This window comes from Zoogloea sp., assembly GCF_017302315.1.
In the GTDB taxonomy this organism is placed as follows: domain Bacteria; phylum Pseudomonadota; class Gammaproteobacteria; order Burkholderiales; family Rhodocyclaceae; genus Zoogloea.
On sequence record NZ_JAFLDT010000014.1, the window covers coordinates 34,822 to 61,628 of the forward strand.

The window sequence follows — 26,807 nt, forward strand, 5'->3', positions numbered from 1 at the left end:
GGATACGCCTTAACCCTGACGTCGCCGGAACACCCAGCGCCCGTCATCCGAAGCCTCGGCCGCAAAGGCGTAGCCGTCCGCCGAGAATGCCTTGAGCTGCTCCACATCCTGCAGCCGTCCAGTGATGGCGTAACGGGCCATCATCCCGCGGGCGCGCTTGGCGTAGAAACTGATGATCTTGTAACGCCCCCCCTTCCAGTCCTCGAAACCGATGTTGAGCAGGCGCCCTGTCAGACGCCCGGTCTTGATGGACTTGAAGTACTCCTCCGATGCAAGGTTGACCAGCACTGCCTCGCGGCCAGCTTCGACCTCGGCGACCAGCAGGCGATTGAGGGCATCGGTCTGGGTCATGCCCCAGAAGGCGTAGAGATCCTTGCCTCGCGGATTGGCAAAGCGGGTGCCCATCTCAAGACGATAGGGCTGCATCAGATCGAGGGGTTTGAGCAGTCCATACAAGCCCGACAGAATACGCAGATGCCGCTGGGCGTATTCCAGATCGGCCTCGGAAAATGCCCGCGCATCAAGACCATCGTAGACATCACCATTGAAAGCAAGCATGGCGGGACGGGCATTGTCCGGCGTGAAAGGCTGCGACCATTCGGCGTAGCGCGCCACATTGAGCGCCGCCAGCGAATCGGACAGATCCATCAGGCGCGCCACCTCGGCAGGGGAAAGCTCCCGAAGGCCTTCAATCAGGCAAGCGGCGTCATCCAGATAGTCTGGCTCGGAAAAGCGGGGAGTGCTCAGGGGAGACTCGTAGTCGAGGGCCTTGGCCGGGGACAGCACGAAGATCATTGCGGTAGTCCGGGTTGTCGCGAGTTGCCGAATCTTACCAAACCGGGCTGACGCGTTAAGGCAGGGGTTCGAGATGGGTACTCACCTCGAGGCCCGGAATAGCTTCCTCGAGGGCACTCTCTATCTCGTCAAGAAGTGCATGTCCCTCCTTGACGGACCAGTCTCCCGGAACCAGGACCACCACCTGAAGGAAGGACGACCGACCTGCGCGACGTGTCCGCAGCGCCCGATAGGCCACCCCCCGCGACAGAAATCCATCAAGTACGGCGCACGCGCGCGCCACACTCGGCGCATCAAGACTGCGATCCATCAAGCCATCCACTGACTCCTTGAGGAGCACCCACCCCTCCCGGGCAATATGCAGGCCGACGGCCATTGCGATCAGAGGGTCGACACGCAGCCAACCCGTCCAGGCGACCAGGGCAACACCTGCGATGACTCCGCAAGAGGTCCATACGTCGGTCATCAAGTGACGCGAATCGGCGCGCAGGGCAATGGAACGGAAGCGCTCCCCCGCTTGGCCAAGAACCCGCGCCACCGCGAAATTGATCGCCGTCGCTGCAGCCGACCAGAGCAAGCCCCAACCAACGGCATCAATCTGGCGCGGGGTGGCAAGACGTTCCGCTGCAGTCCAAAGGATGGCGCCTGATGCGCCAAGAATCAGCAAGCCCTCGAGACCGCTGGAGAAATACTCGGCCTTGCCGTGCCCATAAGGGTGCTTGCCATCGGGAGGATCACGGGTGATCAGGATCATCCACAGGGCAAAGCCTGCCCCCGCCAGATTCACCAGGGACTCCAGCGCATCAGATAGCAGGCCGACGGACCCCGTGATCGACCAGGCAAGCGTCTTCAGGGCAATGGTCGCAAGCGCTGCGGCAATCGACAGCCAGGCGTAGTGATGCCTTTCAAGCCCGGACACGGAACCGTCTCAGCCGCGCTCGACGTCGGTGACGCCCTTGACCTCACGGATGAGGGTCAGGGCGCGCTGGATCTGATGCACGCCCTGCACCTCGAAGGTGAAGCGCATGCGCGCCGCACCCTTGCGACTCAAGGTATTGACCGCGATCACGTTGAGCTTCTCCCGGGACAGCACTTCCGAGATGTCCCTCAGGAGACCCTGCCGATCCATGGCGTTCACCACCACATCCACGGGGAATACTGCCTCCTTGGGCGAAGCCGCCCCGCCCCACTGGGCGCTGATCAAGCGCTCGGGATGAGAGCGCACGAGCTGCTGGAAGTCGCGGCACTCGACCCGATGAATGGACACACCACGGCCGCGGGTGACGTAGCCCTGAATGGCATCGGGTGGTGCCGGCTTGCAGCAACGCCCCAGCGAGGTCATGAGCTTGCCCACCCCGACAATCAGGATGGTGTCACCCGCATCACCCGAATGACTCTCCCCCAGGATGACTTCGGGCGTCTCGGAGAGCGCATCAATGGCATCGGCGCCGCGCAAGGCCACCTGGATCGCGCGGGGCCCCACCTCACCCCGTCCGGCCGCGATGAACAGGGCGTCGGGCCCCTTGAAGCCCAGGCGCGTCGCCAGGTCTTCAAGATTCACCTGGCCATGCCCTTCACGCTGGATCTCCCGGGCAAGCACACTGCGCCCGCGCACCAGCAGTTCTTCCTCTTCGAGGGCGCTGAAATACTGCTTGATCTTCTGACGGGCTCGCGGCGTGGCGACGTAGTTCTGCTGGGCGTTGAGCCAGTCCCGGGAAGGCCCCCCCTCCTTCGTGGACATGATCTCCACCGTCTGGCCGCTTTCCAGAGGCGTGTTGAGGGTCACCAACTGACCATTCACCTTGGCACCCCGACAGCGATGGCCCAGATCGGTGTGCACCCGGTACGCAAAGTCGATCGGTGTTGCACCGCGAGGCAGGTCAATCACCCGGCCCTGGGGCGTCAGAACGTAGATGGTGTCGTCAAGGGAGGCACGCTTGAACTGCTCCAGCCAGTCAGCCGAATCGGTCACCTCGTCACGCCAGGACAACAAACTGCGCAACAGGGCGATCTTCTCGTCGTAGTCTCCGCTCGAAGGCCCGCTTCCCTCCTTGTAGCGCCAGTGGGCCGCCACCCCCAGCTCGGCATGGTTGTGCATCTCGTGGGTGCGGATCTGCACCTCCAGGGCCCGGCCATCTCCGGCATAGACAGCGGTGTGCAGGGACTGGTAGTTGTTGCCCTTGGGCATCGAAATGTAGTCGTCGAACTCCTTCGGGATCGGCGTCCAGATCTGATGCACGATACCCAGCACGGCGTAACAGTCCTTGACCTCGTCCACCAATACACGCAAGGCGCGCACGTCGAAGATCTGCGAGAAGTCCAGCCGCTTGGCACGCATCTTGTTGTAGATGCTGTAGATATGCTTGGGACGACCATACACCTCGGCGGTGACCCCGATGGCTTGCACCTCGCGCTTCAGGCGGGCCACCGCATCAACGATGAACTGTTCCCGCTCGACACGGCGTTCATCAAGCATGCGGGCGATACGCTTGTAGGTCTCGGGCTCCAGAAAACGGAAGGAGAGATCCTCCAGTTCCCACTTGAGCTGCCAGATCCCCAGGCGGTTGGCGAGGGGCGCGTAGATATCAAGGCTTTCCCTGGCAATGGACTCCCGGGTACGCCCAGGATGATCCGTAAAGTAGCGCAGGGTCTGGGTGCGGGATGCCACACGCAGGAGGACCACGCGGATATCCTCGACCATGGCCAGCAGCATCTTGCGCAGCACTTCGCTCTGGGCGCGGATCTCGGGTGCGCTGGCAGTGGTCGTCATGCGGGTGATCACCCGCAGACCATTAAGACGACGCAGGCCGTCCACCAGCCGGGCCACGCTTTCACCGTAACGGGTCGCGATTTCCTCGTTGGGGTGGTCGAGCACATCGCCCACGGCAAAGCACAGGGCCGCAACGCGGGTGTCCGCATCAAGACGCAGGGAGGCCGCAATCAGCGCCGTGCCCAATGCGTGCTGCCAAACCTGCTCCTGCGTACCCAGGGTTCGATTCTCGTAGATGGGCTGAACCCATGCGAGCGCGTCTCCGACCCGGCGGGCATCATCGGAGGGCAGACCCTCGCACAGCAATTCGTCCACAGACAGCGCGGACACGGACTGGGAAATCGAGTGAGTAACGGCAACCATGGCTGGCATTATCCTATAGGCTGGGCAGGGAAAGTTTGATCTTGATCGCCCTGCCCCCATCCTCAGTTCAACGACCTTAGACCCGTGGGCCGATGCTTCCGTTTCCTCGACACTCACCGCCCTGATCCAGACGCCGATGTTCTCCGCCTTCCGCCGCTGGCGCCGCCAGCGCACCGCCGACCGCAGGACGGTGCCCCCCGAACAGTGGGATGCCGTTGAACGCAGCCTCCCCTTTCTCGATTTCCTTCCCCCTGAAGATCGCCCACGCCTGCGCCGCATGGCCCTGGAATTCCTTGCCGACAAGGAAGTACATGGCGCCGAGGGGGTCGTCATCACTGACCACTTGCTCCTCTCCATTGCCCTTCAAGCCTGTCTGCCGATACTGAACATCGGGCTCGATGCCTACGCCGACTGGGTTGGCATCATCGTGTATCCAGGGGACTTCGTCATTCCCCGGCATTTCGCCGACGAAGACGGTGTCGTCCATGAATACGAAGACGAAGTGCTCGGCGAGGCCTGGGAGGGTGGTCCGGTGCTGCTATCCTGGTTTGAGGGCGAGAAGCCCTTCGACGGCATCAATGTGGTCATCCACGAATTCGCCCACAAACTCGACATGGGCAACGGCGAGGTGGACGGCTACCCTCGCCTGCCCGCACATCTTTCCGCGAGTGACTGGGCCAGGGCCTTTCAGCCCGCCTTTGACGATTTCTGTGCCCGTGTTGACCGGGGGGAGGACACGGCCCTTGACCCCTATGCAGCCGAACATCCGGGAGAGTTCTTTGCGGTCATGAGCGAAGCCTTCTTCGAGACACCCGGCGTCCTGAAATCCGAGTATCCCGCCGTCTACCAACAGCTTTCCCGCTACTTCGGGCAAGACCCGGCAGAACGCGAAGCACAGTCGGCGCGATCAGTCCCTCCGCAGCCCTCAAGCACCCTTTGATTTGCCGGGCGGCACTGTCTACATTGCTTAGGCCGCTCCGGCATTCATGACAGAAAGTGGAGAGCAATTCATGGCCATCACCTGGATTCTTGTCGCAAACGCGAGCCTTGCCCGTCTGTACGCCAACCTGGGCCCCAAGAAGGGTCTGCAGCTTGTAAAGGAGATCGCTCACCCCGAGAGCCGCATGAAAAATGCTGATCTGGCCTCCGACCGGGCCGGGAAAATGCAGGCCGCTGGCAGTGGCCATGGCGCACGTGAGCAACCCACCCCCCCAAAACTCAACGCCGCCCGCACCTTCGCCCAGATGCTGGCAAAAGAGTTATACATGGGACGCAGCCACAATAAGTTCGGCCGCGCCATCCTGATCGCGCCCCCTGCCTTCATGGGCATGCTCAATGCCACCCTCGACCGGCCGACGGCCCAGTTGATTTCCGATCGTCTTGAGAAGGACTACACCAAGTCCCCCGAGCCCGATCTGCGCGGGCATCTTAAAAACTGCCTTTTCGTCTGACCTCCCCGCGGCCCCCCGGGTCAGTCCGCCAGGCTGAAGGCGTCGATACACCCGGGGGTTCACCGCCCTTGCAGGCAGCTGTGACCCGCTTCGCATCTGCCTGCTCTTTTACCCCAACCCACACCGCATCCGTGAGGAAGTGCCGTCTTTCTGGCACAACGCCCGCCTATTCTCGCCACCATTCCATCCAGATTGGTGTGCATCATGAAAACAACATCCCTCGCCGGCTTTGCCCTTACCCTGGCCGCCGCAGCCTTCACGCTCCCCGCCCACGCTGCCCCGATGACCATCGACGGAAATTTCGCCGACTGGGGCGTTGCCAATAACGGCACCCTATCCGGATGGACGCCCGGTAGCGGAATCCTCTTCACTGTCGATGACCAGAGCAATGCCAACAATGGCTACCTCAACCCCGGTTGGGGCGGCCAGGCCTATGATGCGGAAGCCCTGTACCTGACCTGGTATACCAAGCTCGATGGGCAGACCTACCTCGCCCTGGGGCTGATTACCGGCCATGACCCCAACACCCCCACCGGCGGCAACAACTATGGCCGCGGCGACTTCGCCATTGATTTCGGCCGCGACGGCAGCTTTGAATTCGGGGTGCTCACAGCCGATCGCAGCAGCACCCTGCGCCAGGGCGACGTGGTGGGCACCAGCAATGCCGACTGGGCTACCGGCCTGTGGAGCGCCCCGGGCGTTTACGACCCCGCCCATTCCAGCTACGTCACCAAGGTGAACACCGGCACGGATGTGGGCAATGCCAGTCTGGTCATTTCCAGCAGCTTCGGGAATATGGGCACCCTTGGCGGCTCCCACTGGTTCTATGAAGTGGAAATTCCCGTCTCCGTATTCGGCAGCCACTGGGCAGGGAACTCCCCCGCGGAAAGCTTCGACGTGCAATGGACGATGCTTTGCGCCAACGACATCATCATCGTTGACCCGATCCCCTCAACGGTATCCGAGCCCGCGTCCCTGGCCCTCGTCCTCGGCGCCGCGGGACTCGCCGGCCTTGCCCGTCGGCGACGCACCTGAGAAACAAGTGCGAACCCGGCTCTCGCGCCGGCTTCGCACTTGCACCGGATCCGCACCTCGCCCGCGTCTAGCGGCTAGGCCCCGACCCGCACCATCAATGCCACCGCCTGTGCCGCGATTCCCTCTCCACGACCGGTGAATCCAAGCTTCTCGGTGGTCTTGCCTTTGACGTTAACAACCGCCGGATCAACCCCAAGGTCGGCAGCGATGTTGACGACCATGGCCGGAACATGGGGCAGGATCCGTGGCGCCCGGGCAATCACCGTGGCGTCCACGTTCACCGTCACCCAGCCGGCAGCACGCGCAGCAGCAGCCGCTTCGCGCAACAGGACACGGGAATCCACCCCCTCAAAGCGTGGGTCCGTATCCGGAAAATGCCGCCCGATGTCACCCAGCCCAGCCGCGCCGAGCACCGCATCGGTGATGGTGTGGAGTAACACGTCAGCATCGGAATGACCGAGCAGGCCCCTGGAAAAGGGAATCGTCACGCCACCAATGATCAAGGGGCGGCCAGGAACCAGGGCATGGACGTCGAACCCCTGCCCGATACGAAACGGAACTTGCATCTTCAAGCCTCACGGTGCTGGAGAATCCACTCGGCCAGATGCAGGTCGAGGGGAAAGGTGACCTTCAGGTTGGTGGGGTCGCCCCGCACCAGGCGCGGGCGCAGGCCCATGGCCTCGATGGCGCTGGCCTCATCCGTGACCTGCCGGGCCGTTTCAAGCGCACGTTTGAGCATCACGTAGCGGAACATCTGCGGCGTTTGAGCCTGCCAAAGGCCATCCCGCGGCACCGTGGCAGCAATGTGGTGCGTGCTGTCCTCACGCTTCAGGGTGTCGGCCACCGGGACAGCCAGGATGCCCCCCACCTCGTCATGCATCAAGTCACGCACCAGTCCTTCGATATGCCAGGATGCGAGGCAAGGCCGTGCAGCATCGTGCACAAGCACCCAGTCGCCTTCGGATGCATCGTCGGCAATCGCCCGCAGGCCATTCAGCACGCTGTCGGCGCGGGACGCTCCGCCGCAGAACAGGGGGACCAGACGATCACCGAACGAACTCCAGTCATGGCGGTCCCACTCCTGATCACCAACGGATAGCACGACATAGACCCGGTCGATCACCGGAGAGTCACACAGCACCCCCAGCGTGTGGCGAATCAATGGTTGGCCGAGAAGGGGCAGATATTGTTTGGGTTGTTCACTGCGCATGCGGCTGCCGCTTCCAGCGGCAGGCACAATGGCGAAACAACGGGTCGTCTGAATTCGCATCGCGCAATTCTACTCAATGTCCCCCGCTCTTCTGCCGCTGATTGAGCATCCACGCCTCAGGAATGCATACGATGCTGTTCTCGCACCCCTTTGACCTTCACCAACTGGAAGCACTCGCCCTGGCCACCGCCATCGGGCTGCTCATGGGCCTCGAACGGGAGCGCCGCCCGGCCGCCCTGGCCGGTGTACGCACCTTTGGATTGACCGGACTTCTCGGTGCAATCGCCGCCCTGCTGGCTGAACAACTGGCTGCGCCGGCCCTGTTGGTTGCGGGCTTTGCCCTCGTGGCACTGATGATCATCACCACCAACGTGCGCCAGCCGGAACCCAATGATCCGGGCACCACCTCTGTGGTTGCCCTGCTCGTGTGCTACGCCCTCGGTGCCATGGTGTGGTTGGGTCATGGCCGACTGGCCGTGATGGCGGCGGTCGGATCGACCATGCTGCTTTACTTCAAGTCTGAACTCCGTGGCGTCGCATCGCGCCTGACCGCCCAGGACTGGCGCTCCATCCTGCAATTCTCGGTGCTGTCACTGATCGTTCTGCCCATCCTGCCCAATCGGGGCTTTGGCCCCTACGAGGCGATCAACCCCCATCAAGTGTGGCTCATGATCGTTCTCGTCGCAGGCGTCAGTCTGGCCGGCTACATGGCCTTGCGGCTCGTGGGCGCGCGCTACGGCGCCCCCCTGCTCGGGCTGCTGGGGGGATTGGTTTCCAGCACGGCGACGACAATGGTTTTTTCGCGCCACGCCCGCGAAAACCCGGCCATGACGTCCACCGCAGGGTTGGTGATCGTGCTCGCCAACCTGATCATGGTGCTGCGCATCCTGGCCATTGCCGGTGCCCTTTCACCACCGGTGGTGCCCCTTCTGGCGGGTGGCTGCATCCTCGCGGTCGCCCTGGGGGCAATCATGCTGGCCCGCGACTGGCGACAACTGGCGGGCCAGGACGCGCTACCAATCCCGGAAACCCGCAACCCGACCGAACTTCGTGCAGCGATCGGCTTCGGTCTGCTCTATGCAGGCGTGCTGCTGTGCGCGGCGTGGCTGTCCGACATCGCCGGACGTGGAGGACTCTATCTGCTCGCCCTCGCCTCAGGCTTGACCGACGTGGATGCCATCACCCTGTCGACCCTTCACCTGCAGACGGTTGGCAAAGTCGACCCTGTCCCTGCTGCCATTGCCATTCTGCTCGCCATGCTTGCCAACCTGAGCTTCAAGACCACCCTGGCCTTCACCCTTGGCGGCGCTGGACTCGGACGGCATGTACTGGCAGGCATGCTTGCGGTGGGCGCGGGATTGGGCGGCGGTGTCGCATGGCTGTTGCACTCGTCCCTATAATGGATACGAGAGGTCTTCCCGACCATCAACCTAAGGACTGAAGCAGATCATGGCTCACGCCTCCCAACGCCTGCCCGCGGTCGCCGGACGTTTTTATCCGGCGGATCCCCACAGCCTTCATGCCCAGATTGCCGGCTTCCTGTCGGCAGCCATGCCTGCGGAGCTTGTGGATGCGCCAAAGGCGATGATTGTGCCCCACGCCGGCTACATCTATTCCGGCGCCGTCGCGGCGAGCGCCTATGCCGGACTCGCGGAACGCAGGGAGGTCATCCGGCGGGTGCTCATTCTGTGCCCCACCCATCGGGTTGCCATCCGGGGCATGGCGCTGCCGGCAGCCCAGTCTTTCATCACGCCCCTCGGTGCCGTGGCGGTGGACCGGGATGCCTGGCTCCGGGCGCGGGAGATGCCCGGCGTCATCGTGGACGACCGCCCCCATGCCGACGAGCACGCCATTGAGGTCCAGCTACCCTTCCTTCAAAGCACGCTCAATCACTTCCAGATTCTGCCTATCGCCGTCGGCGAGGTGGATGCTCATCGGGTTGCCACCCTGCTCGAATCCCTATGGGGCGGCCCCGAAACGCTCATCGTCATCAGTTCCGACCTGTCCCACTATCACCCCTACCGACAGGCACAATGGCGTGACAAGGCCACGATCGCCCAGATCCGGCAACTCGATGCCACCCTCAATGGTGATCAGGCCTGTGGCGCAGGTGCGATCAACGGCCTGCTGCTGGCTGCGCGCCGTCACAGGCTGTCCCCCCATTTGCTTGACCTGCGCAACTCCGGCGACACGGCCGGTGACCGGGAAAGGGTTGTGGGCTATGCCTCCATTTCGTTCTCCGAGACCCTGGATCATGCCCACCACTGAAACGCTCGGAAAAGCCCTGCTTGCCCAGGCTCGCAACGCCATTGGCGGCGCATTGGGGGTGCCCGTCAAAGCGGCTGTCGATCACGTGTTGCTCGCCGAGCGTGGTGCGTGCTTTGTCACCCTGACCCTTGATGGCGCCCTGCGTGGTTGTATTGGCAGCCTGAATGCTCACCGCGTCCTAGGTGAGGATGTGCGTGAGAATGCCATCGCAGCGGCGCTTCGCGATCCGCGTTTCCCGCCCTTGAGCACGGCCGAGTTCCCCCGGATCGAGATCGAGGTGTCACTTCTTGATGAGCCGGAATTCTTGGAGTTCCACGACGAAGCCGATGCACTCAGTCAGCTCGTGCCCGGACAGGACGGCGTGATCTTCTTCAATGGCTGTCAGAAGGCCACCTTCCTGCCCCAGGTATGGGAGCAACTGCCCGACCGACGCAGCTTCATGGCGGCGCTCAAGCAAAAGGCCCGTTTGCCCGCCGATTTCTGGGGCCCCAATGTCATGCTCGCCCGCTACCGGGTACGCAAGTGGAAGGAACCCCCCCAAGGAGGCTGACAGCATGGACGCCCATCCTGCTCGCTACTGGCACCTTCTCGAAGACGGGCGCCTCCAGTGCGACCTTTGCCCGAGGGATTGCCGGCTGCATGAAGGCCAGCGCGGCGCCTGTTTCGTGCGCAAGCGGGTGGAGGGAAAGATGGTGCTCACCACCTATGGGCGCAGTTCGGGATTTTGCATCGACCCCATCGAAAAAAAGCCCCTCAATCATTTCCACCCGGGCAGCAGCGTGCTGTCCTTCGGTACGGCCGGCTGCAATCTGGCCTGCAAGTTCTGCCAGAACTGGGACATATCCCGGAGCCGCGACATGGACCGTCTCATGGACACCGCCTCGCCCATCCACATCGCCGAGGCCGCAGTGCGCCATGGCTGCCGGAGCGTCGCCTTCACTTACAACGATCCGGTCATCTTCGCCGAGTACGCCATGGACACCGCGCAGGCATGTCGCGAACGCGGCGTCGCCAGCGTGGCGGTCACAGCGGGCTACATCCACCCCGCGCCTCGGCAGGCGTTCTACGCAGTGATGGATGCCGCCAACGTGGACCTGAAAGCCTTCACGGAAGACTTCTACGTCCATCAGACTGGCGCCCATCTCGCCCCCGTTCTCGACACCCTGCTCTATCTCCGCCACGACACAGCAGTCTGGTTCGAGATCACCACATTGCTGATCCCGGGGCTCAATGACAGCACGCCGGAGCTGAGCGCACTATGCCACTGGGTGGCAAACGAACTCGGCCCCGAAATCCCCTTGCACTTCACGGCCTTCCACCCGGACTACAAGCTCAACGCCCTGCCACCGACACCGCCGGCAACCCTCACCCGGGCGCGACGGATCGCCCTTGATGCCGGACTGAAGCACGTTTATACCGGCAACGTTCATGACGTCGCTGGCGGTACGACCCACTGTGCGTCATGTGGGATGGCGCTCATTGAGCGCGACTGGCATCGCGTCCTCGCCTACCGCCTCGACGCACAATGCGCCTGCCCGGGTTGCGGCCACCTGCTGGCGGGGCGCTTCGGGTCGGCGGCAGGTACATTTGGAGCACGCCGTGTTCCAGTGCACATCGGCTCACACTAGACGGAGGGCGAGCCTTGCCGTCACATGCCCCTGCGTGCCATCGTCGACAGCAGAGCACCGTCCGCCGCCCAGATCATGATGAAACTGCGCCATAGCGCCCTGAGCATTGCCGCCGGCCCTGTCTGGCTCGACGCCCTCCTCGCCCACTCCCCGGATGCGGCCGGACTGATTCTGATTGCCCAGAATTCAGTCGGCAACCACCGGGACTCCCGCGAAGCCCATTTCACACGCAGGCTCCAGGAGGCCGGCTTCGCCACGCTTTTATTCGACCTGCTGAACCATTACGAAGAGTCCCGTGATCCGGATACCCGTTTCAACACGCCCTTACTCGGGCAGCGCATTCGTGCCGTCTTCGAGTGGCTGGCTCATCAACCTCCACTCGCCACACTACCGGTCGGCCTGGTGGCAAGCAGCACGGGCTGCGGCGCTGCGGTCCGCGCAATTGCCAACCAGCCGGATGTGCTGAGCGCTCTGGTATGCCGGGGTGGGCGCCCCGGACTGGCCGGAATCTCTCCCCTGCGCATGGTTCCGTGCCCGACGCGCGTGATTGTCGGTGCCCGGGACGAAGGTCTGCCCAACATCCGCCAGGCCTATGACCTGATGACCTGCACCAAGGACTGGCAAAGCATTGCCGGTACGGACGACTATTTCCGGGAGCCTGGCGCCCTCGATGATGCCGCGACCCTGAGCGCCGAATGGTTTCACCGTCACCTGGTCCGGCGGGAAACCGAAGCCGCCGAGCGCTGAACCGAGGGCACTAAGCGTCTGTCAGGCGTTTTTCCATTGCCTGATGGGGCAAGCCGGCTTCGTCAAACTGCGGCCCTTTCGGAACGAAGCCGAAACGGGCATAGAAGCCCAGGGCATGAGTCTGGGCGTTCAGTGCAAGGATCGGCATGCCGAGACGGCGCGCCTCGCCAATGAGGGCCTCGAGCAGGGCTGCGCCCACACCACATCCCCGCCAGGGTTCAAGCACTGCCATCCTGCCGATATGTCCGTCCGGCAGCAGGCGCCCGGTTCCGACGGCCTGCTCGCCAATCCGCGCCAAGGCGTGACAGGACAGCGCATCGAACTCATCGAGCTCCATGTCCCGGGGCACACGCTGTTCATCAACAAAAACCTTGAAGCGGATCGCGGACGCCTGTTCCGCCAGTGCCGACCACGGCCCCAGCACGATGCCGGGCAATGCCGGGCGCCTCACTCCACGATCTCCACCACGGTGCCGGCCGGCACAAGATCGAAGAGTTCGGCGACATCCTGATTGCGCATGCGCACACACCCGATGGAACGCGGCACCCCCATGGGCTCCGTATCCGGCGTACCGTGGATGTAGATATAGCGCTGCATGCTGTCCACCTGACCAAGGCGATTGCGGCCGGGCTCCGTCCCTGACAGCCACAGGATGCGTGTCAGTATCCAGTCACGCCCAGGAGTGGCGGCAGCGAGCTCCGGCGACCAGACTTCACCGGTCGGCCGGCGGCCGCGGAAGGCTGTGCCGATCGGAACCCCCGCACCAATTCGGGCACGGATGATGTGGCGCCCCCGAGGTGTTTGGTAGCTCCCCTTCTCCTCGCCAGGGCCTTTGGTCGCGGTGGATATGCGGTAGCGCCGAACGCAGGCGCCATCATCGCCAAACAATCCGAGCCGCTGACTTGAGATATCGATGCGGATATACATGGTGGTCACCTAGACGGACCGCCTGCGGCGGGATGCGAAGAAATCCGACAAGATTCCCCCGCACTCCCCGGCAAGAAGGCCTCCCTCGATCCGGGCGTGATGATTTAGGCGTGCTTCAGCGAAAAGATCGATTACGCTACCGGCAACCCCCGTTTTAGGGTCGCTCGCTCCAAACACGACCCGGCCGATCCGTGCATGCATGATTGCGCCAGCGCACATGGCACACGGCTCAAGGGTGACGTACAGAGTACAGTCAGGAAGTCGATAATTTCCCATCCGCTCGGCAGCGTCGCGCAGAGCCATCACTTCGGCATGGGAGGTAGGATCATGGCGCAGGATGGGTTGATTGAAGCCTCGGCCGACGACAATGCCGTCAGCCGAAACGACGAGAGCGCCAACGGGTACTTCGCCGCAGCGTCCGGCCTCATGCGCGAGGGCAATGGCAGCCCGCATGAAAAGGATGTCCTGATCAGGACTCGAAAGAGACATGGTGATTTACAGTTGATGGTTTCACAGGTTCTTCTAGGGATTTTAAAGCAGCATCGTGGAAAGACCCGGCAAAACGAAAACGGACCCGCTTCCGGCAGGGCACTTCCGATGAGCGCCATGCCGAATTCCGCTCCTGAACAGGAGAAGGATGCGCTTTCGCCACCGCGCCTTTCGCCCGCCCTGCGGGCGGCCGCGGGGTATCTGCTTGCCGCCCTGACCTGTGTGATCGGAACGATGTTCTTCACCGACGGGGATGGCGGCAATGCACGCCCCCTGTCGGGCCCTTGGCTGATCCTGTTCGTTGGGGCATCGACCCTGTTCATATTCGTTGCCTTGAAACGGGTCACGGAGAAGGCGGGACGAAGTGCACCGACCATCGTCAACGACGACTATCGGACTTTGTTCGACACCGACCCGGCCCCCCAGTGGCTCTACGCCGTGGACAGCGGCGAGGTTCTGGCCCTCAACGCCGCAGCCGCCAAGCTCTACGGCTTGACGGCTGACCCCTTTACCGCGATATCCGCCGAAGCCCTGATCCACCCGCTCCCACCGTCCCCGCAGTCATCCATGCGCCTTACCCACCAGACGGTCGGTGGTCGGACCCTGGAACTCGAAACACACGTCAGCAGCCATTCGTTCTCCGGCCGGCACTGCCACCTGGTGACGGTCCGCGATAATGCCGGAGAGCATCTATCCGAATCACTGTTCGCCGAAGCCCTGGCGAAGGTTCAGCCCGTCCTGTACCGCTTTGATCCGGTCCGTAAGTGCTACGACTACATCTCGGACAGAGGGGCAGATTGGCTCGACGCCCCCATCCACGCCCTGCGCTCACCGGGCGGCTGGCAACAGTTTGCGAGGCGTGTCGACACGAAGGATCTGGACCGGATCCGGATAGCCATTGGAGACGCCCTCAAGACGCCGGGCGACGAACCCGTCGAAATCAGTGTCGCGTACCAGCTCAAATCACGCACCGGCCCACGTTGGATATGCGACGCGATGACGCTGCTACGGCATCCCGACGGGAGCCTCAGAGCCATCGTCGGCGCAGCCTCTGACCAGACCGAGGAACAGTGCGCTGCCGGTAAACGTACCGATCAGGAGGCGCGCTACCGGGCGCTTGTCGAGAACGCACCGGTGGGCATCTTCCACTTCACCGCGGAGCTACTCGTCAGCTACTGCAACAGCCGGCTGGCTGACATTCTGAAGTCAAGTCCGGAGCAACTGGCCGGCATGGACCTGCATTCACTGGGCGACGAAGCCATCCTGTCGGTACTCCACGGAGCCCTCCAGGGCCAGCGGGGCGCCTACGATGGGCCCTTCGTCTCGCCGCTATCGACCGACATGCAAATCCTCTCGATCCGGGTGGCCCCCGAGTTTGATGCGGCTGGGAAGGTCTTTGGCGGAGTGGGCATCATTGAGGATCGCACGGCCTTCCTTGAGGCGGAAGAGCAACTGCGCGACACCCGCGAACGCTACGTACTCGCCCAGCGGGGCACCAATGAAGGTCTCTGGGACTGGGATCCCAAGACCCGCGATCTCTATCTCTCGGCCCGCCTGCTTTCCCTTCTCGGCTTGCACAGCGATACCTTGCGCACAACCGGGGACGAGTGGCTCAAGCTGATCCACCCGGATGACCGGCAGCGCTATCGCACCGACTTCGTCGCGCACCTGCGGGGCGAAACCGAGCACTTCGAGTCGGAGTACCGCATTGCCGACAAGGATGGCAAGTTCCACTGGGTTCTGGCCCGCGGTCTTGCACATCGCAATCAGCAGGGCCGGGCCGTGCGTATCGTGGGCTCCATCGGAGACATCACGGCACGCAAGCTGGCGGAAGAGCAGCTCAAGTCCGAACGGGACTTTTCGCGCGGCCTCATCGACAGCCTTCCGGCACCGTTCTTCCTCTTCGACCAGAACGGGCGCCTGCTACTGTGGAACCGCTTCGTCAGCGAACTGACCGGCCTGGCCGATGGGGCACTCCTGCGGGCCGATGCCCAAAGCCTGGTGATTCCCGAGCACGAAGCACTGATGGCCCATCGCATCGAGACCGCATTGATCTCGGGCGAAGCATCGGCCGAAGTCATGCTCCGACGTAACGACGGCGAACCCGTACCTTTCCTGGTCGTTGGCCGTCGGGTCACCCTTGACGGCAAACCGCATATCGTCGGTGTCGGTACCGACCTGACCGAACGCAAGTTCGCCGAACGCGCGATCAAGCGCCTCAACACCGAACTCGAGCGCCGCGTGGCCGAACGAACCTCGCAGCTAAGTGCAGCCCTGAGCGAGCTCGAATCGTTCAGCTATTCGGTCTCGCATGATCTGCGCGCGCCACTGCGGGCCATCGAGGGCTACAGTGCAATCCTGGGTTCCGACTATGGCGACAAGCTCGACGATGAGGCGAAAGAACTCCTGCGCCGAGTACGGGCAGCGGTACATCGCATGGGGCAGTTGATTGACGACCTGCTGACGCTATCCCGGGTCAGTCGCAAGGAGCTGGAGCGACGCCCCGTCGACCTCTCGCAACTTGCCCAAGTGATCTGCGAAGAACTGCACCAACAGGAACCTGACCGGGATGTTCAGATCCGGATTGCGCCCCGGCTCCAGGTTGAGGGCGATCCAAGTCTGATGCGGACGGTCCTGGAAAACCTGCTTGGCAATGCCTGGAAGTTCACTGGACGGGTTGAACATCCAACCATCGAATTCAACGTCGCCCGCCATGGGGAAACGGATGCCTTCGTGATCCGCGACAACGGCGCCGGCTTTGACATGCGCTACAGAGAGAACCTCTTCCGGCCCTTCCAGCGTCTTCATTCCGACAGGGAGTTTCCCGGCACCGGAATTGGCCTGGCCACCGTTGCCCGCATCGTCCGCCGACATGGGGGGGAAGTGTGGGCGGAAGGGGATGTCGGCAAGGGCGCCTCGCTCTATTTCAGTATCGGCCAGCCCCCCACCCTACAGAACACAGCCTGAGCGCCCCTGACTATCGCAACAGGACAGGTCGGTCGGAAAGCTCGTTCGGGTTGTTGTGCCGGGCGGGAAAGTGCTTCGCCAACAAGGCGCCCACGGCCGCAACGGCATCGACCGCACCCTGCTCATACTGCCTCGCGCGGAACGCGGCCTCCATGGCGCGGCAGATACCGTTCCATTCGGTCTGACCAACCCGGGCGGCAATACCCCGGTCAGCCACGATCTCGACCCGGCGATCCACCCACTGGACGTAAACCAGAACGCCCGTATTTTCCGCCGTGTCCCAAACCCGGAGCCGCGAGAAAACCTCAACGGCCCGCTCCCGAGTGGACAGACCCAGCCGCAAATCACCGAGATCGAGACCGGCCTCAACCGCAAACCGGATCTCGCCCCGGTGACGGGCCTCGGACCCCTTCACGGCGGCCTCAATGGCAGCCAGAACCCGTGATGGAAACGCCCGGTTGAGAACCCAGGGCGGCGTCAGCAGGTGTCGAAGGATGCGCAATGCAGACATGTTCACCAATCCCCCGAAGCGCCGCCGCCGCCAAAACCACCACCGCCGCCGGACCAACCACCTCCACCACCCCCTCGGCCGAAGCCGCCGCCCCCCATTCCACCGCCCATCCAGGGGCCGCCACCGACACCGCGCGTGCCCCCGCTCGAGCCCATGGCCAGCACAAACACAAAAGCCAGCAGGCCGCCCGCGATACCAATCAGCATCATCCCCGTGAGGGTCCAGGCCCCGAAACCGACGATGCCCGACGCCAGGCCAGCGCCGAGAAGACGTCCAAAAATGGCTCTCAGGACGCCACCGACCACGATGGTGGCGATGATGCCGAGCACCAGAAGCTCTTCGAAACCGGCATCGCCAGGAGCCGTTGCCGCCACAGGCGGAGGTAAGGCCTCGCCCGCAATGCGGGCGGAGATGGCATCCACGCCGGCCTCGACACCAGCGGCAAAGTCACCGCTGCGCAGATGCGGCGCCACGATATCGGCAATGATGTGCTTGGCGACAGCATCGGGCAAAGCCCCCTCCAGGCCCCTTCCCACCTCAATGCGCAATCGCCGATCATCCCGGGCAAGCAGGAACAGGATGCCGTCATCGACACCCTTGCGCCCCAGGCGCCACGCCTCCGCCACACGCAGGGCATAGGCCTCCACCGCTTCGGGCTTGGTCGTGGCAACGATCAGTATGGCAACCTGCGCACCCTTTTCCTTCTCAAGGGCGAGCAGACGCGTCTCCAGGGCCTCACGACGCGCCGGGGGCAGCACCCCCAGGGTGTCGGTGACGTGGGCCGACAGACTTGGCAGCGCCTGCAGCTCCTGGGCGTGAAGCGCTCCGCCCAGGCAGCACAGCACGAACAGAAGCAGGCGAAGCAGCACCGTATGGCCCGCGGCCAGCATCATGAATCGTGCTTACTGGGCTTTGGCCGGTGCGGGCCCGGCGGCAGGCGTTCCGAAGTTGACCTTCGGCGGCTCACTGATGGCCTGTTCATTCTCAACCGTGAAGTTCGCTTTTGCCTTCGCACCGATGACCATCGCGGTCAAATTGTTGGGGAAGGTGCGTACCGATATGTTGTAGTCCTGCACCGCCTTGATATAACGGTTCCGGGCCACCGTGATGCGATTCTCGGTGCCTTCAAGCTGAGCCTGAAGATCACGGAAATTGGCGTCAGCCTTCAGGTTCGGATAGTTTTCCGATACCACCAGCAGGCGCGACAAGGCACCGGACAACTCGCCCTGGGCTTTCTGGAAACGGGCCATGGCCTCGGAGTCGTTTACAAGCTCGGGTGTCACCTTCATGCCGGCCACATTGGCCCGCGCCTCGGTGACTCGGGTCAGGACTTCCTTCTCATGGGCGGCATATCCCTGTACCACCTGTACAAGATTGGGGATCAGATCGGCACGGCGCTTGTATTGGTTGAGCACCTCCGACCAGGTGGCATTGATCTGCTCATCGTTGATCTGGATCTGGTTATAGCCACAACCTGAAAGCAGGAACATCGACAGCAGGACGGACAACAGATGCTTGATGGACATGGAGCACGCCCTCGCAAAGAAGAAATCGGAAGTGAAGTCAGCGGTCATCCTACCCGCATCAGGTCAGCACCATTCTATAGGCACCACCTTTGATCACAGGCACCGTCCGCCCGCGAATTGAAATATTGCACATTGTTCTCTCAGGCGTATTTCAGCCCGCGCATGCTGCGACGGGCAAAGCACAGATCGTCCCACGCCTTGGCCTTATCCTGCAGATTGCGCAATAGATAGGCCGGATGGTAGGTCACCACCACGGGAATTCCGCCGTGGGAATGGAGCTTTCCACGTGCCGCAGCGATACGCACCTCCTCATTGAGCAAGGCCTGGGCCGCCGGCCGCCCAAGGGCAACGATCAAGCGCGGCTGGATCAGCGCAATCTGGCGTTGCAGATAGGGAAAACATGCCGCCAACTCGGCCGCTTCGGGGGTGCGATTGTTGGGCGGGCGGCACTTGACGGCATTGGCAATGTAGACATCCTCGCCACGCTTCAGATCGATGCTGGCCAGCATGGCGTCCAGAAGCCGCCCGGCCTGACCGACAAACGGCTCACCACGCTCGTCCTCTTCCGCACCGGGCCCCTCACCAACGAAAAGCCAATCCGCCTGCCGGTCACCTACGCCGGGCACGGCCTGCTTGCGTCTCCTGCACAAGCTGCAGGCCTCACAGCCACGGATACGCGCCTCAAGCGCGTCCCAACCAAGCCCCATCACCCCATCACCGACATCGGTATGAGACCGGGCCGAAACGGGCTGAGGTAAGTCACTCACCCCGTCACGCAGATCCGACCGGGCTCTGGCCTGCGCAGGCTCGGAAACCGGTCTGGGTGCAGCAGGCTGCAGCACAGGCTCAGGCTCGGGCAGCGCTTGACGCCCACGCAGGCGCCACATGGGAGCCAGCCCCATTTCCCTCAGAATCGCATCACGCCGCAGGCTCATGCCATGGATCTCACAAGGGGAGTCTCATTACCAGTGCATCCTCACGGCCATTGCACGCAGGATAGTAGCCCTTGCGTCGACCAATCATTTCAAAGCCGACCTTGCGATACAAGGCAAGTGCGGATTCGTTGGATGGACGTACCTCAAGCAAGATCTGGCTCCCGCCCGCCCGGCGGGCCACCTCACCGAGATGCTGCAATAGCTGGCGCCCCAATCCGCAACCTTGACGGCTCCTGCATACACTGATGTTGAGAATGTGGGCCTCATCCAGCACCATCATCAGCACCGCGTAACCGGATCGTTCTCCACCCTCGAAAACGATCCAGCAACTGTAGCCCGCGATCATGGAATCGGCAAAATTCTGTGCCGACCAGGGAAAGGGATAGAGCTGCCTGTCCTGCGCCGCAACCCATTCGAGATCGGTCGTTGCCATGGGCACGAACTCCACTGCAACGAGGCTCATGGAAACGATCCGGATTTGCCAAGCACGGGATGGAGAGACAACGCGATCACGCCTTTCCTCCCCGGGCCAAACGCTCGACGGTAGTCATGGCCACCTTGTCACGAACATAGAGAGGCGCGGCCGAAGCAGGATCAAGCGTCTCTCCGCGCACCAAACGCGGCGCCGCAAGGCTCGCGATACTGGAGGCCCGTGGTACCGGGGCACCGTCAAATCCGCCAAGACGCGGACCCAAGCCGGATACAAGCACCTCTTGATAGGCGCGGAATGCCGTTCCAAAGCCGAACCACACCCCACTGGGAGGCAGAATCACGCTCCCAGGCACCGCGCAGGCAGGAGGCAGAATCTCGACCAGCCCGTCCTGTACCCGGCGGTAGGCTGCAAAATACACTTCCGACATACGCGCATCGACCGCCGCGAAGATGGCCTCTTCCGGGCACTGGCTCGCCAGCGCTTCCAGGGTACCGACCGGGATCAGCGGCTTGCCAAGCCCGATGGCGAGTCCCTGGGCCACACCACAGGCCAGGCGCAAACCGGTAAAGGCCCCCGGACCCGCGCCAAAGGCGATGGCGTCAAGTCCGGCCAGGGGAAGGCCGCAGTCATGCAGCAGGGAAATCACGGCTGGAAGCAGGGTTTCCGAATGTCCGGGGCTGCCTGGCACCTGGCGCTCAGTCAGGGTGCTTCCATCAAGTAGTGCAACCGACCCCGAGTCGGTTGATGTTTCGAGGGCAAGAATCTTCATATCGGGCGCATTCTACCGCCCTCCGGGCTTGCCGCAGTCGGCTCCGGAAGCTTCAATCGGGACGACGAGGGGGGGAACCGTAAACATCGCGTCCGGCCTCATGGACATCGCGACGTAGCTGTCGGCGCTCCTCCGGGGACCAACGGCGCACGGTCCGGTCGTCCATTTCGTTTCGGTGCATGGGCTCAGTCGCCATGACCGGCACCTGGCGGATCGAGCGATCCGCTGGCGAAGCATATTGGCGGAGATAAGGCGCGAGCCTATCCACCTGTTCAGCGACAGCGCTGTCCGCAGGCAGAAGACACAACAAGGCGACGCCCCCGACAGACAGGGCATGGCAGATCAATCTTGGCGAATAAATCCCGTGGTACATGGTCCTCATCCTAACCCGGACTGGGGCTTCCCTGCAGCTCCACCTCGTCCGGATTTGATTCTGGCAGCCCGAGAGAAAGCAGGAACCCACCTTTGTAAGAAAATGTTAGACCCCCACAAGGACTTACGTTTTCTTACCCGACATGAACATCAAATCTAGCCGGGTCGTCGGCGAGCCGTTAGCATTGGGCCATGGAAAAAGAAAACTATCGGGTTCTCGTCGTCGACGACGATCTTCGCCTGCGTGACCTGCTCAAGCGCTATCTCGGTGATCAGGGCTTCAATGTCAAGGTGGTGAATGACGCCCCCCAGATGGACAAGGCCTTGCTGAGGGAGCATTTTGACCTGATGGTCCTTGACCTGATGCTGCCTGGGGAAGATGGCCTCGCGATCTGCCGGCGCCTTCGAGGCACGGGCAATCAGATCCCGATCGTGATGCTCACCGCCAAGGGCGATGACGTGGATCGAATCATCGGGCTCGAGATGGGGGCCGATGACTATTTGCCGAAGCCCTTCAACCCTCGCGAGCTGGTGGCCCGCATCCATGCGGTGCTACGCCGTCAACCCCAGACACCACCGGGCGCACCGGTCGCTGACGACGAAGACGTCAGTTTCGGACACATTGTCGTGCAATTGGGCAATCGCATCTTGATCCGCAACGGCGAGGAGACCCTGCTCACGACGGGTGAGTTCGCCCTGCTCAAGGTTCTGTTGCAGCACCCGCGTCAGCCCCTTTCCCGCGACCGCCTGATGGAGCTGGCTCGAGGCAGGGAATACGACGTTTTTGATCGTTCCATCGATGTGCAGATCTCGCGTCTGCGCAAACTTATCGAGGAAGATCCCGGCAAACCCCGTTACCTCCAGACGGTGTGGGGCTTCGGCTATGTCTTCGTCCCGGATGGCAACAAGCACGCTCCCTGACCCCCTCCATGGCGCCGGCCCGCTATCGTTCGATCCTGGCAGGGGCTCCGAGCACCCTCCTATGGCGCATATTCTTGGTGGTCGCCTTGCTGATGCTCGCCTCAGTCGCGGTCTGGTCGGCGATCTTCAGTCATTTCGACCAGGCAAGCCGTGCCGCTCAGACCGCGCAGACCGTCGTCAGCATCATCAACCTGACGCGCACGGCCCTGCTGAATGCAGATCCGACCCTGCGCAAGGATCTGCTCCTCGACCTGGCCACACAGGAAGGTATCCGCATCTACCCCGCCGAGGCCGATGACCGTACGACGCCCCTGGAGAACAGTGCCCTTGTCCGAAAGATGACCACGGACATCCGCCACCAGCTTGGGCCCGAAACACGTTTCGCCTCGTCGTGGGAAGGCTTGCCTGGCTTCTGGGTTAGCTTTCACATCCAGGCCGACGATCTGGAGAACGCTGGCGAATTCTGGTTCATGCTTCCCGCCGAGCGCGTGATGCGCCCCCATGCCCTCGAATGGATGTGGTGGGGCGCCGCCGCCCTGAGCCTGGCCATGCTAGGCGCTTACATGATCGTCTCGCGCCTCAACCGCCCCCTCAAGGCTCTCGCTACGGCTGCGCGCACGGTAGGACGTGGAGAGGTTCCTCCGCACCTCAGCGAAAACGGGCCCACCGAATTGGCGGAACTGGCACACGCCTTCAACCAGATGTCCCACGACCTCCAGGAACTTGACACTGATCGCGCCTTGATACTCGCTGGCGTCTCCCACGACCTTCGAACGCCGCTTGCCCGTCTTCGCCTGGGCATCGAGATGTGTGGCGCCAGCTCTGCAGACGTGGATGCGATGGTCTCGGACATCGAGGATATGGACCGCATCATCGGGCAGTTCCTGGCATTCGCCAAGGAGGACGACGATGAAGCAATGGCTGTCACGGACCTCGCCGAACTGGCAACCGAACTGGCAGGACTTTACGCTCGCCGGGGATTCCCGATCGAGGTATCGGCCACCGCGAAGGCTGCAGCGCAAGTGCGCCCGCAAGCACTGCGCCGTGCGGTAACGAATCTGATAGAAAATGCCTTGCGCTACGCTGGTCATACGCCGGAACTCTTCATCGGCGTGATGGAAGGCCACCCTACGATCGAAGTGCTCGACAGGGGGCCCGGTATTCCTGTCACGGAGATTGAGAAGGTCAAACGCCCTTTCACCCGTCTTGAATCCGCCCGCAGCAACACCAAGGGCTCGGGGCTAGGGCTCGCCATTGTCGATCGTATCGTGCGAGGCCAGCACGGAGAGTTCCGCCTGCTACCCCGCGAAGGAGGTGGTCTCCGTGCAGCCATCCTGCTGCGAGCAGTACCAAAAACCTGAGTTGAAGCTAGAATCAGCGCCATCCTCTACAAGATTACGCACCCATGATCCTGTTCCATCAATTCTTCGACCCCACTAGCTGCACCCTGAGCTATCTGCTCGCCGATCCATTGACCGGCGACGCGGTAATCATTGACTCGGTCAAGGAGCATGTGGGCGCCTACGTCACGTTTCTGCAAGAACAGGAACTTCAGCTTGGGTGGGTTCTTGAGACTCACATCCATGCGGATCACATTACCGGTGCTGCCGGGCTTCGGGAACTCACCGGTGCGCGCAGCGCCGTCGGCTCGAGTGGCGGAGTGGGATGTGCGGACCGTCTGTTGTCCGACGGGGATACCATCGTCTTCGGTAACGAGCTCATCCGCGTGATTCCGACCCCTGGTCACACCCCTGGTTGCGTAACCTACCATTGGCGTGATCGGCTGTTCACCGGAGACTCACTCATGATCGGGGGTTGCGGGCGAACAGATTTCCAAGGAGGGAATGCCGGCACGCTTTACGACAGCATTACAGAGCGACTTTTCGTGATGGCTGACGAAACCCTTGTATATCCCGGACATGACTATCGCGGCGCCCGTGTCTCGTGCATCGGCCAGGAGAAGGCGAGCAATCCTCGCCTTGCGGGACGCAGCAGGGGCGATTTCATCGGACTGATGGCCGCGCTCGATCTGCCCCGCCCCCGCATGATTGACGAAGCCCTTCCCGCCAACCTGCGCTGCGGCCGTGATGGAGAGCTCGACATCCATGCCACCTGAGCAAACCACCCCCTACAGCGACCTTGGGGGAGCGGAGGGCATCCGTAACCTGGTGCATCGTTTCTACACCCTTATGGACACGCTCCCGGAAGCTTGGGACGTGCGGCAGATGCATCCGGAAGATCTCTCGGGCTCCGAGGAGAAGCTCTTCAAGTACCTAAGCGGCTGGCTAGGAGGCCCACAACTCTATGAACGGGAGTTTGGTCATCCGCGACTGCGGGCACGTCATCTTCCCTTCGCCATTGCCAGTGCCGAACGGGACCAATGGCTGATGTGCATGCAACAAGCCTTCAACGAGTGTGTCCCCGAAGGGCCTCTGCGTACGCAGCTATGGACCGCCATTCAGGGCCTGGCCGACCACATGCGCAATCGCCCCGAACCCACCTGACACCGCCCCAAGCGCTGCAAACCGATTTTCCGACCAATGAAATTTCTTTTCGACCTCTTTCCCATCATCCTGTTTTTTGTCGCCTACAAGTTCTCGGGCATCTTTGCCGCAACGGCTGTGGCCATCGTTGCCACTGTCGGGCAGATTGGCTGGGTATGGTTCCGTCACCGCAAGGTGGACACCATGCTTTGGGTCAGCTTGGCGATCGTCACGATATTTGGCGGTGCCACCCTGCTTTTCCACAACCCGACCTTCATCAAGTGGAAGCCCACGGTTCTCTACTGGTTCTTTGCCGGGGCGCTGCTGTTCTCGGCCTTCGTGCTCCGGAAGAATCTGATCCGGGCCCTCATGGAAGCCCAACTCAAACTTCCTGATCCACTTTGGAGCCGTCTCAATCTCGCTTGGGCAGCCTTTTTTGCAGGCATGGGCGTACTCAATCTTTTCGTGGCCTATACCTACTCCGAAGACACCTGGGTCAATTTCAAACTGTTCGGCGGCATGGGCCTGATGCTCGTGTTCGTCCTGGCCCAAGGAATGTTGCTGTCCCGCTACCTTGAAGAGGAACCGAAATAATGCTGTATGCCCTGATCGGTGAAGATGCCCCGAACACCCATGAAAAACGGATGGCAGTGCGGACCGAACACTTGGCCCGCCTCGCGGCTCTGCAGGCTGATGGACGGTTGATCCTGGCGGGCCCGTGCCCCGCCGTGGACTCTCCGGACCCGGGGCCCGCCGGGTTCACCGGTAGCGTCATCGTCGCTGAATTCGCTTCCCTGGAAGAGGCCCAGGCCTGGGCGAGTGCCGACCCCTACACCACCACGGGTGTCTTTGCCCGCTGTACGGTCAAGCCCTTCAAGAAGGTTTTTCCTCAATGAACATTATGGACGAGATTCGCGCACGCCTCGCCAGCCTGCAACCCGTGAGACTCGAACTCATCGACGACAGCCATCTGCACGCTGGCCATGCCGGTGCGCGCACAGGAGGCGGGCACTACCGACTCAGCATCGTGTCAGACGTCTTTCAGGGTAAGAACACCGTGGCCCGCCACCGCATCATCTACGAAGCACTCGGTGAGTTGATGCACAAGGAAATCCATGCGCTTGCAATTCAGGCGCGCAGCCCTGAAGAAAATTGACTTTCAAACCGCAACACCCAAGCAAGGAAACCTGATGAAGATCGTCCCGAGCCATCTGGCTCTGTCCCTCGTCGCGGCCCTCGTCGCGATCCCTGCCCTCGCCCAGACCGTCGTCACCGTCAACGGCACCGCAATTCCCCAAGCCCGCGCCGACGTGATGATCAGCGAGCAAAAGGCCCAGGGCGCACCGGATTCGGAACAACTCCGCAACGCCGTGAAGGAAGAGTTGGTGCGCCGCGAAGTCCTCGCCCAGGAAGCCCGCAAGAAAGGGCTTGAAAAGGCTGGCAACGTCCAGGCGCAAGTCGAACTTGCGCGTCAAGCCGTACTCATTCGCGCCTACCTCCAAGACTACGTCAAGGCCCATCCTGTGACGGATGCCGAGGTCAAGGCCGAATACGAAAAGATCAAGGCACAACTGGGTGACAAGGAATACAAGGCACGCCACATTCTCGTCGAAAAGGAAGAGGAAGCGAAAGCCATCATTGCCAAACTCGACAAAGGCGAGAAGTTTGAAGAGCTGGCCAAGCAGTCAAAGGATCCGGGCTCGAAGGACAAAGGCGGCGATCTGGGCTGGGCAAACCCCGCCGGATTCGTCAAGCCCTTTGCCGACGGCCTTGTCAAACTTGAAAAAGGGAAATACACCTCAACCCCGATCAAGTCCGACTTTGGTTACCACGTGATCAAGCTTGAGGACAGCCGCCCGGTGAAGGCGCCCTCACTGGAGGAAGCCAAGGGTCAGCTCAAGCAACGTCTGGAGCAGATGCGCGTCGAGCGTCACATCGCTGAGCTGCGCACGAAAGCCACAATCAAATAAGCCACAGTCTTCAATGGGGGTGAATGCTGATCGACCTGCAGTGATCATCCCCCCTTGGAGAGCATCGATCTTCCCCAAGCCATACTTTTCTTGCCGGTAGGGCAAGGCCATGAATCGCCCCGGGTTTCGCGGAGGCTCCCACTCTTGAGAAGATGGAGCCATGAAGAAGACAACGAAATACGCCCCGGAAGTGCGCGAGCGTTCAGTGCGGATGGTGTTCGAGCAGCGCAGCGAGCA

The 26,807-nt window shown here is 62.3% G+C and carries 31 protein-coding genes; 17 read left to right on the top strand and 14 right to left on the bottom strand.

The window, feature by feature from the left end; all coding sequences use genetic code 11:
* Positions 1-9: 9 nt before the first annotated feature.
* Genes yaaA through J0L98_RS06965 form a run of 3 tightly spaced genes read right to left on the bottom strand, consistent with a single transcriptional unit; the run spans position 10 to position 3,928 of the window.
* Positions 10-795 (bottom strand): peroxide stress protein YaaA, encoded by a 786-nt coding sequence (gene yaaA / locus J0L98_RS06955; protein WP_296410890.1) that lies wholly within the window; start codon positions 793-795, stop codon positions 10-12.
* A 55-nt stretch (positions 796-850) separates the two neighbouring features.
* Positions 851-1,714, bottom strand: coding sequence for a cation diffusion facilitator family transporter (locus tag J0L98_RS06960; protein ID WP_296410891.1), 864 nt, complete (start codon positions 1,712-1,714; stop codon positions 851-853).
* A 9-nt stretch (positions 1,715-1,723) separates the two neighbouring features.
* Positions 1,724-3,928 (bottom strand): bifunctional (p)ppGpp synthetase/guanosine-3',5'-bis(diphosphate) 3'-pyrophosphohydrolase, encoded by a 2,205-nt coding sequence (locus J0L98_RS06965; protein WP_296410892.1) that lies wholly within the window; start codon positions 3,926-3,928, stop codon positions 1,724-1,726.
* Between the two features lie 136 nt (positions 3,929-4,064).
* Between J0L98_RS06965 and J0L98_RS06970 the strand changes: the two genes are divergently transcribed.
* The 3 genes from J0L98_RS06970 (at position 4,065) to J0L98_RS06980 (ending at position 6,414) form a co-directional block, all read left to right on the top strand.
* The gene (locus tag J0L98_RS06970) at positions 4,065-4,868 is read left to right on the top strand and encodes a M90 family metallopeptidase (protein ID WP_296410893.1); all 804 of its coding nucleotides are present in this window, start codon (positions 4,065-4,067) and stop codon (positions 4,866-4,868) included.
* 70 nt (positions 4,869-4,938) lie between these two features.
* Positions 4,939-5,379 (top strand): host attachment protein, encoded by a 441-nt coding sequence (locus J0L98_RS06975; protein WP_296410895.1) that lies wholly within the window; start codon positions 4,939-4,941, stop codon positions 5,377-5,379.
* A 204-nt stretch (positions 5,380-5,583) separates the two neighbouring features.
* Entirely contained in the window at positions 5,584-6,414 is an 831-nt protein-coding gene (locus tag J0L98_RS06980; RefSeq protein WP_296410897.1) for a PEP-CTERM sorting domain-containing protein, read from the top strand.
* 74 nt (positions 6,415-6,488) lie between these two features.
* On the opposite strand, the gene ispF is transcribed toward J0L98_RS06980, so the two are convergent.
* Positions 6,489-6,980, bottom strand: a complete 492-nt coding sequence (gene ispF, locus J0L98_RS06985) for a 2-C-methyl-D-erythritol 2,4-cyclodiphosphate synthase (RefSeq protein ID WP_296410899.1) — start codon at positions 6,978-6,980, stop codon at positions 6,489-6,491.
* A 2-nt stretch (positions 6,981-6,982) separates the two neighbouring features.
* A complete protein-coding gene (ispD, locus tag J0L98_RS06990) occupies positions 6,983-7,684 on the bottom strand; it encodes a 2-C-methyl-D-erythritol 4-phosphate cytidylyltransferase (protein WP_296410901.1) in 702 nt (233 codons plus the stop codon).
* A gap of 71 nt (positions 7,685-7,755) precedes the next feature.
* Here ispD and J0L98_RS06995 point away from each other — a divergent pair, with 71 nt between their 5' ends.
* The 5 genes from J0L98_RS06995 to J0L98_RS07015 are packed head-to-tail and all read left to right on the top strand — an operon-like array spanning position 7,756 to position 12,267.
* Positions 7,756-9,024, top strand: coding sequence for an MgtC/SapB family protein (locus J0L98_RS06995; RefSeq protein ID WP_296410903.1), 1,269 nt, complete (start codon positions 7,756-7,758; stop codon positions 9,022-9,024).
* Positions 9,025-9,073: 49 nt separating this feature from the next.
* Complete coding sequence (amrB, locus tag J0L98_RS07000; RefSeq protein WP_296410905.1) at positions 9,074-9,892, top strand: AmmeMemoRadiSam system protein B; 819 nt, start codon at positions 9,074-9,076, stop codon at positions 9,890-9,892.
* The gene (amrA, locus tag J0L98_RS07005) at positions 9,879-10,442 is read left to right on the top strand and encodes an AmmeMemoRadiSam system protein A (protein ID WP_296410906.1); all 564 of its coding nucleotides are present in this window, start codon (positions 9,879-9,881) and stop codon (positions 10,440-10,442) included. Before amrB ends, amrA begins: the two co-directional genes overlap by 14 nt.
* 4 nt (positions 10,443-10,446) lie before the next feature.
* Positions 10,447-11,520: an AmmeMemoRadiSam system radical SAM enzyme gene (gene amrS / locus J0L98_RS07010; protein WP_296410907.1), complete on the top strand. Its 1,074-nt coding sequence runs from the start codon at positions 10,447-10,449 to the stop codon at positions 11,518-11,520.
* Between the two features lie 24 nt (positions 11,521-11,544).
* Positions 11,545-12,267, top strand: coding sequence for an alpha/beta hydrolase (locus J0L98_RS07015; protein ID WP_296410908.1), 723 nt, complete (start codon positions 11,545-11,547; stop codon positions 12,265-12,267).
* Positions 12,268-12,277: 10 nt separating this feature from the next.
* On the opposite strand, the gene J0L98_RS07020 is transcribed toward J0L98_RS07015, so the two are convergent.
* The 3 genes from J0L98_RS07020 to tadA are packed head-to-tail and all read right to left on the bottom strand — an operon-like array spanning position 12,278 to position 13,683.
* Entirely contained in the window at positions 12,278-12,718 is a 441-nt protein-coding gene (locus J0L98_RS07020; RefSeq protein WP_296410910.1) for a GNAT family N-acetyltransferase, read from the bottom strand.
* Entirely contained in the window at positions 12,715-13,194 is a 480-nt protein-coding gene (locus J0L98_RS07025; protein ID WP_296410913.1) for a L,D-transpeptidase, read from the bottom strand. The genes J0L98_RS07020 and J0L98_RS07025 overlap by 4 nt, the downstream gene beginning before the upstream one ends.
* Before the next feature lie 9 nt (positions 13,195-13,203).
* Positions 13,204-13,683 carry a tRNA adenosine(34) deaminase TadA gene (tadA, locus tag J0L98_RS07030; RefSeq protein ID WP_296410914.1) on the bottom strand — a complete coding sequence of 160 codons (480 nt, stop codon included), beginning with the start codon at positions 13,681-13,683 and terminating at the stop codon, positions 13,204-13,206.
* Positions 13,684-13,800: 117 nt separating this feature from the next.
* Here tadA and J0L98_RS07035 point away from each other — a divergent pair, with 117 nt between their 5' ends.
* Positions 13,801-16,650 (top strand): PAS domain S-box protein, encoded by a 2,850-nt coding sequence (locus J0L98_RS07035; protein ID WP_296410915.1) that lies wholly within the window; start codon positions 13,801-13,803, stop codon positions 16,648-16,650.
* A gap of 10 nt (positions 16,651-16,660) precedes the next feature.
* Here the strand turns inward: J0L98_RS07035 and J0L98_RS07040 are convergent, their stop codons facing one another.
* The 6 genes from J0L98_RS07040 to tsaB form a co-directional block, all read right to left on the bottom strand.
* Positions 16,661-17,161: a TPM domain-containing protein gene (locus J0L98_RS07040; RefSeq protein ID WP_296410916.1), complete on the bottom strand. Its 501-nt coding sequence runs from the start codon at positions 17,159-17,161 to the stop codon at positions 16,661-16,663.
* A 2-nt stretch (positions 17,162-17,163) separates the two neighbouring features.
* Positions 17,164-18,054: a TPM domain-containing protein gene (locus J0L98_RS07045; protein WP_296410918.1), complete on the bottom strand. Its 891-nt coding sequence runs from the start codon at positions 18,052-18,054 to the stop codon at positions 17,164-17,166.
* A gap of 9 nt (positions 18,055-18,063) precedes the next feature.
* Positions 18,064-18,687: a LemA family protein gene (locus J0L98_RS07050; protein ID WP_296410920.1), complete on the bottom strand. Its 624-nt coding sequence runs from the start codon at positions 18,685-18,687 to the stop codon at positions 18,064-18,066.
* A gap of 140 nt (positions 18,688-18,827) precedes the next feature.
* Complete coding sequence (locus J0L98_RS07055; protein WP_296410922.1) at positions 18,828-19,622, bottom strand: uracil-DNA glycosylase; 795 nt, start codon at positions 19,620-19,622, stop codon at positions 18,828-18,830.
* Between the two features lie 10 nt (positions 19,623-19,632).
* Positions 19,633-20,085 (bottom strand): ribosomal protein S18-alanine N-acetyltransferase, encoded by a 453-nt coding sequence (gene rimI, locus J0L98_RS07060; protein WP_296410923.1) that lies wholly within the window; start codon positions 20,083-20,085, stop codon positions 19,633-19,635.
* A gap of 46 nt (positions 20,086-20,131) precedes the next feature.
* Positions 20,132-20,824, bottom strand: a complete 693-nt coding sequence (gene tsaB / locus J0L98_RS07065; RefSeq protein WP_296410924.1) for a tRNA (adenosine(37)-N6)-threonylcarbamoyltransferase complex dimerization subunit type 1 TsaB — start codon at positions 20,822-20,824, stop codon at positions 20,132-20,134.
* 564 nt (positions 20,825-21,388) lie between these two features.
* Between tsaB and ompR the strand changes: the two genes are divergently transcribed.
* The 8 genes from ompR (at position 21,389) to J0L98_RS07105 (ending at position 26,570) form a co-directional block, all read left to right on the top strand.
* Positions 21,389-22,117 carry a two-component system response regulator OmpR gene (ompR, locus tag J0L98_RS07070; protein ID WP_296410927.1) on the top strand — a complete coding sequence of 243 codons (729 nt, stop codon included), beginning with the start codon at positions 21,389-21,391 and terminating at the stop codon, positions 22,115-22,117.
* 92 nt (positions 22,118-22,209) lie between these two features.
* Positions 22,210-23,478 carry a sensor histidine kinase gene (locus J0L98_RS07075; protein WP_296410934.1) on the top strand — a complete coding sequence of 423 codons (1,269 nt, stop codon included), beginning with the start codon at positions 22,210-22,212 and terminating at the stop codon, positions 23,476-23,478.
* Between the two features lie 44 nt (positions 23,479-23,522).
* Positions 23,523-24,233, top strand: a complete 711-nt coding sequence (locus J0L98_RS07080; protein ID WP_296410928.1) for an MBL fold metallo-hydrolase — start codon at positions 23,523-23,525, stop codon at positions 24,231-24,233.
* A complete protein-coding gene (locus J0L98_RS07085; protein WP_296410929.1) occupies positions 24,223-24,621 on the top strand; it encodes a group II truncated hemoglobin in 399 nt (132 codons plus the stop codon). The genes J0L98_RS07080 and J0L98_RS07085 overlap by 11 nt, the downstream gene beginning before the upstream one ends.
* A 36-nt stretch (positions 24,622-24,657) precedes the next feature.
* Positions 24,658-25,194, top strand: a complete 537-nt coding sequence (locus J0L98_RS07090) for a septation protein A (protein WP_296410931.1) — start codon at positions 24,658-24,660, stop codon at positions 25,192-25,194.
* Positions 25,194-25,496: a YciI family protein gene (locus J0L98_RS07095; RefSeq protein ID WP_296402861.1), complete on the top strand. Its 303-nt coding sequence runs from the start codon at positions 25,194-25,196 to the stop codon at positions 25,494-25,496. Before J0L98_RS07090 ends, J0L98_RS07095 begins: the two co-directional genes overlap by 1 nt.
* Positions 25,493-25,756 (top strand): BolA family protein, encoded by a 264-nt coding sequence (locus J0L98_RS07100; protein ID WP_296410932.1) that lies wholly within the window; start codon positions 25,493-25,495, stop codon positions 25,754-25,756. The genes J0L98_RS07095 and J0L98_RS07100 overlap by 4 nt, the downstream gene beginning before the upstream one ends.
* A gap of 34 nt (positions 25,757-25,790) precedes the next feature.
* The gene (locus J0L98_RS07105; protein WP_296410935.1) at positions 25,791-26,570 is read left to right on the top strand and encodes a peptidylprolyl isomerase; all 780 of its coding nucleotides are present in this window, start codon (positions 25,791-25,793) and stop codon (positions 26,568-26,570) included.
* Positions 26,571-26,807: the final 237 nt, after the last annotated feature.

Coding starts and splice junctions, on each gene's coding strand:
- yaaA (WP_296410890.1), bottom strand. CDS start 795: ATGATCTTCGTGCTGTCCCCGGCCAAGGCCCTCGACTACGAGTCTCCC.
- J0L98_RS06965 (WP_296410892.1), bottom strand. CDS start 3,928: ATGGTTGCCGTTACTCACTCGATTTCCCAGTCCGTGTCCGCGCTGTCT.
- J0L98_RS06970 (WP_296410893.1), top strand. CDS start 4,065: ATGTTCTCCGCCTTCCGCCGCTGGCGCCGCCAGCGCACCGCCGACCGC.
- J0L98_RS06975 (WP_296410895.1), top strand. CDS start 4,939: ATGGCCATCACCTGGATTCTTGTCGCAAACGCGAGCCTTGCCCGTCTG.
- J0L98_RS06980 (WP_296410897.1), top strand. CDS start 5,584: ATGAAAACAACATCCCTCGCCGGCTTTGCCCTTACCCTGGCCGCCGCA.
- ispF (WP_296410899.1), bottom strand. CDS start 6,980: ATGCAAGTTCCGTTTCGTATCGGGCAGGGGTTCGACGTCCATGCCCTG.
- ispD (WP_296410901.1), bottom strand. CDS start 7,684: ATGCGAATTCAGACGACCCGTTGTTTCGCCATTGTGCCTGCCGCTGGA.
- J0L98_RS06995 (WP_296410903.1), top strand. CDS start 7,756: ATGCTGTTCTCGCACCCCTTTGACCTTCACCAACTGGAAGCACTCGCC.
- amrB (WP_296410905.1), top strand. CDS start 9,074: ATGGCTCACGCCTCCCAACGCCTGCCCGCGGTCGCCGGACGTTTTTAT.
- amrA (WP_296410906.1), top strand. CDS start 9,879: ATGCCCACCACTGAAACGCTCGGAAAAGCCCTGCTTGCCCAGGCTCGC.
- amrS (WP_296410907.1), top strand. CDS start 10,447: ATGGACGCCCATCCTGCTCGCTACTGGCACCTTCTCGAAGACGGGCGC.
- J0L98_RS07015 (WP_296410908.1), top strand. CDS start 11,545: ATGCCCCTGCGTGCCATCGTCGACAGCAGAGCACCGTCCGCCGCCCAG.
- J0L98_RS07025 (WP_296410913.1), bottom strand. CDS start 13,194: ATGTATATCCGCATCGATATCTCAAGTCAGCGGCTCGGATTGTTTGGC.
- tadA (WP_296410914.1), bottom strand. CDS start 13,683: ATGTCTCTTTCGAGTCCTGATCAGGACATCCTTTTCATGCGGGCTGCC.
- J0L98_RS07035 (WP_296410915.1), top strand. CDS start 13,801: ATGCCGAATTCCGCTCCTGAACAGGAGAAGGATGCGCTTTCGCCACCG.
- J0L98_RS07040 (WP_296410916.1), bottom strand. CDS start 17,161: ATGTCTGCATTGCGCATCCTTCGACACCTGCTGACGCCGCCCTGGGTT.
- J0L98_RS07045 (WP_296410918.1), bottom strand. CDS start 18,054: ATGATGCTGGCCGCGGGCCATACGGTGCTGCTTCGCCTGCTTCTGTTC.
- J0L98_RS07050 (WP_296410920.1), bottom strand. CDS start 18,687: ATGTCCATCAAGCATCTGTTGTCCGTCCTGCTGTCGATGTTCCTGCTT.
- J0L98_RS07055 (WP_296410922.1), bottom strand. CDS start 19,622: ATGAGCCTGCGGCGTGATGCGATTCTGAGGGAAATGGGGCTGGCTCCC.
- rimI (WP_296410923.1), bottom strand. CDS start 20,085: ATGAGCCTCGTTGCAGTGGAGTTCGTGCCCATGGCAACGACCGATCTC.
- tsaB (WP_296410924.1), bottom strand. CDS start 20,824: ATGAAGATTCTTGCCCTCGAAACATCAACCGACTCGGGGTCGGTTGCA.
- ompR (WP_296410927.1), top strand. CDS start 21,389: ATGGAAAAAGAAAACTATCGGGTTCTCGTCGTCGACGACGATCTTCGC.
- J0L98_RS07075 (WP_296410934.1), top strand. CDS start 22,210: ATGCTCGCCTCAGTCGCGGTCTGGTCGGCGATCTTCAGTCATTTCGAC.
- J0L98_RS07080 (WP_296410928.1), top strand. CDS start 23,523: ATGATCCTGTTCCATCAATTCTTCGACCCCACTAGCTGCACCCTGAGC.
- J0L98_RS07085 (WP_296410929.1), top strand. CDS start 24,223: ATGCCACCTGAGCAAACCACCCCCTACAGCGACCTTGGGGGAGCGGAG.
- J0L98_RS07090 (WP_296410931.1), top strand. CDS start 24,658: ATGAAATTTCTTTTCGACCTCTTTCCCATCATCCTGTTTTTTGTCGCC.
- J0L98_RS07095 (WP_296402861.1), top strand. CDS start 25,194: ATGCTGTATGCCCTGATCGGTGAAGATGCCCCGAACACCCATGAAAAA.
- J0L98_RS07100 (WP_296410932.1), top strand. CDS start 25,493: ATGAACATTATGGACGAGATTCGCGCACGCCTCGCCAGCCTGCAACCC.
- J0L98_RS07105 (WP_296410935.1), top strand. CDS start 25,791: ATGAAGATCGTCCCGAGCCATCTGGCTCTGTCCCTCGTCGCGGCCCTC.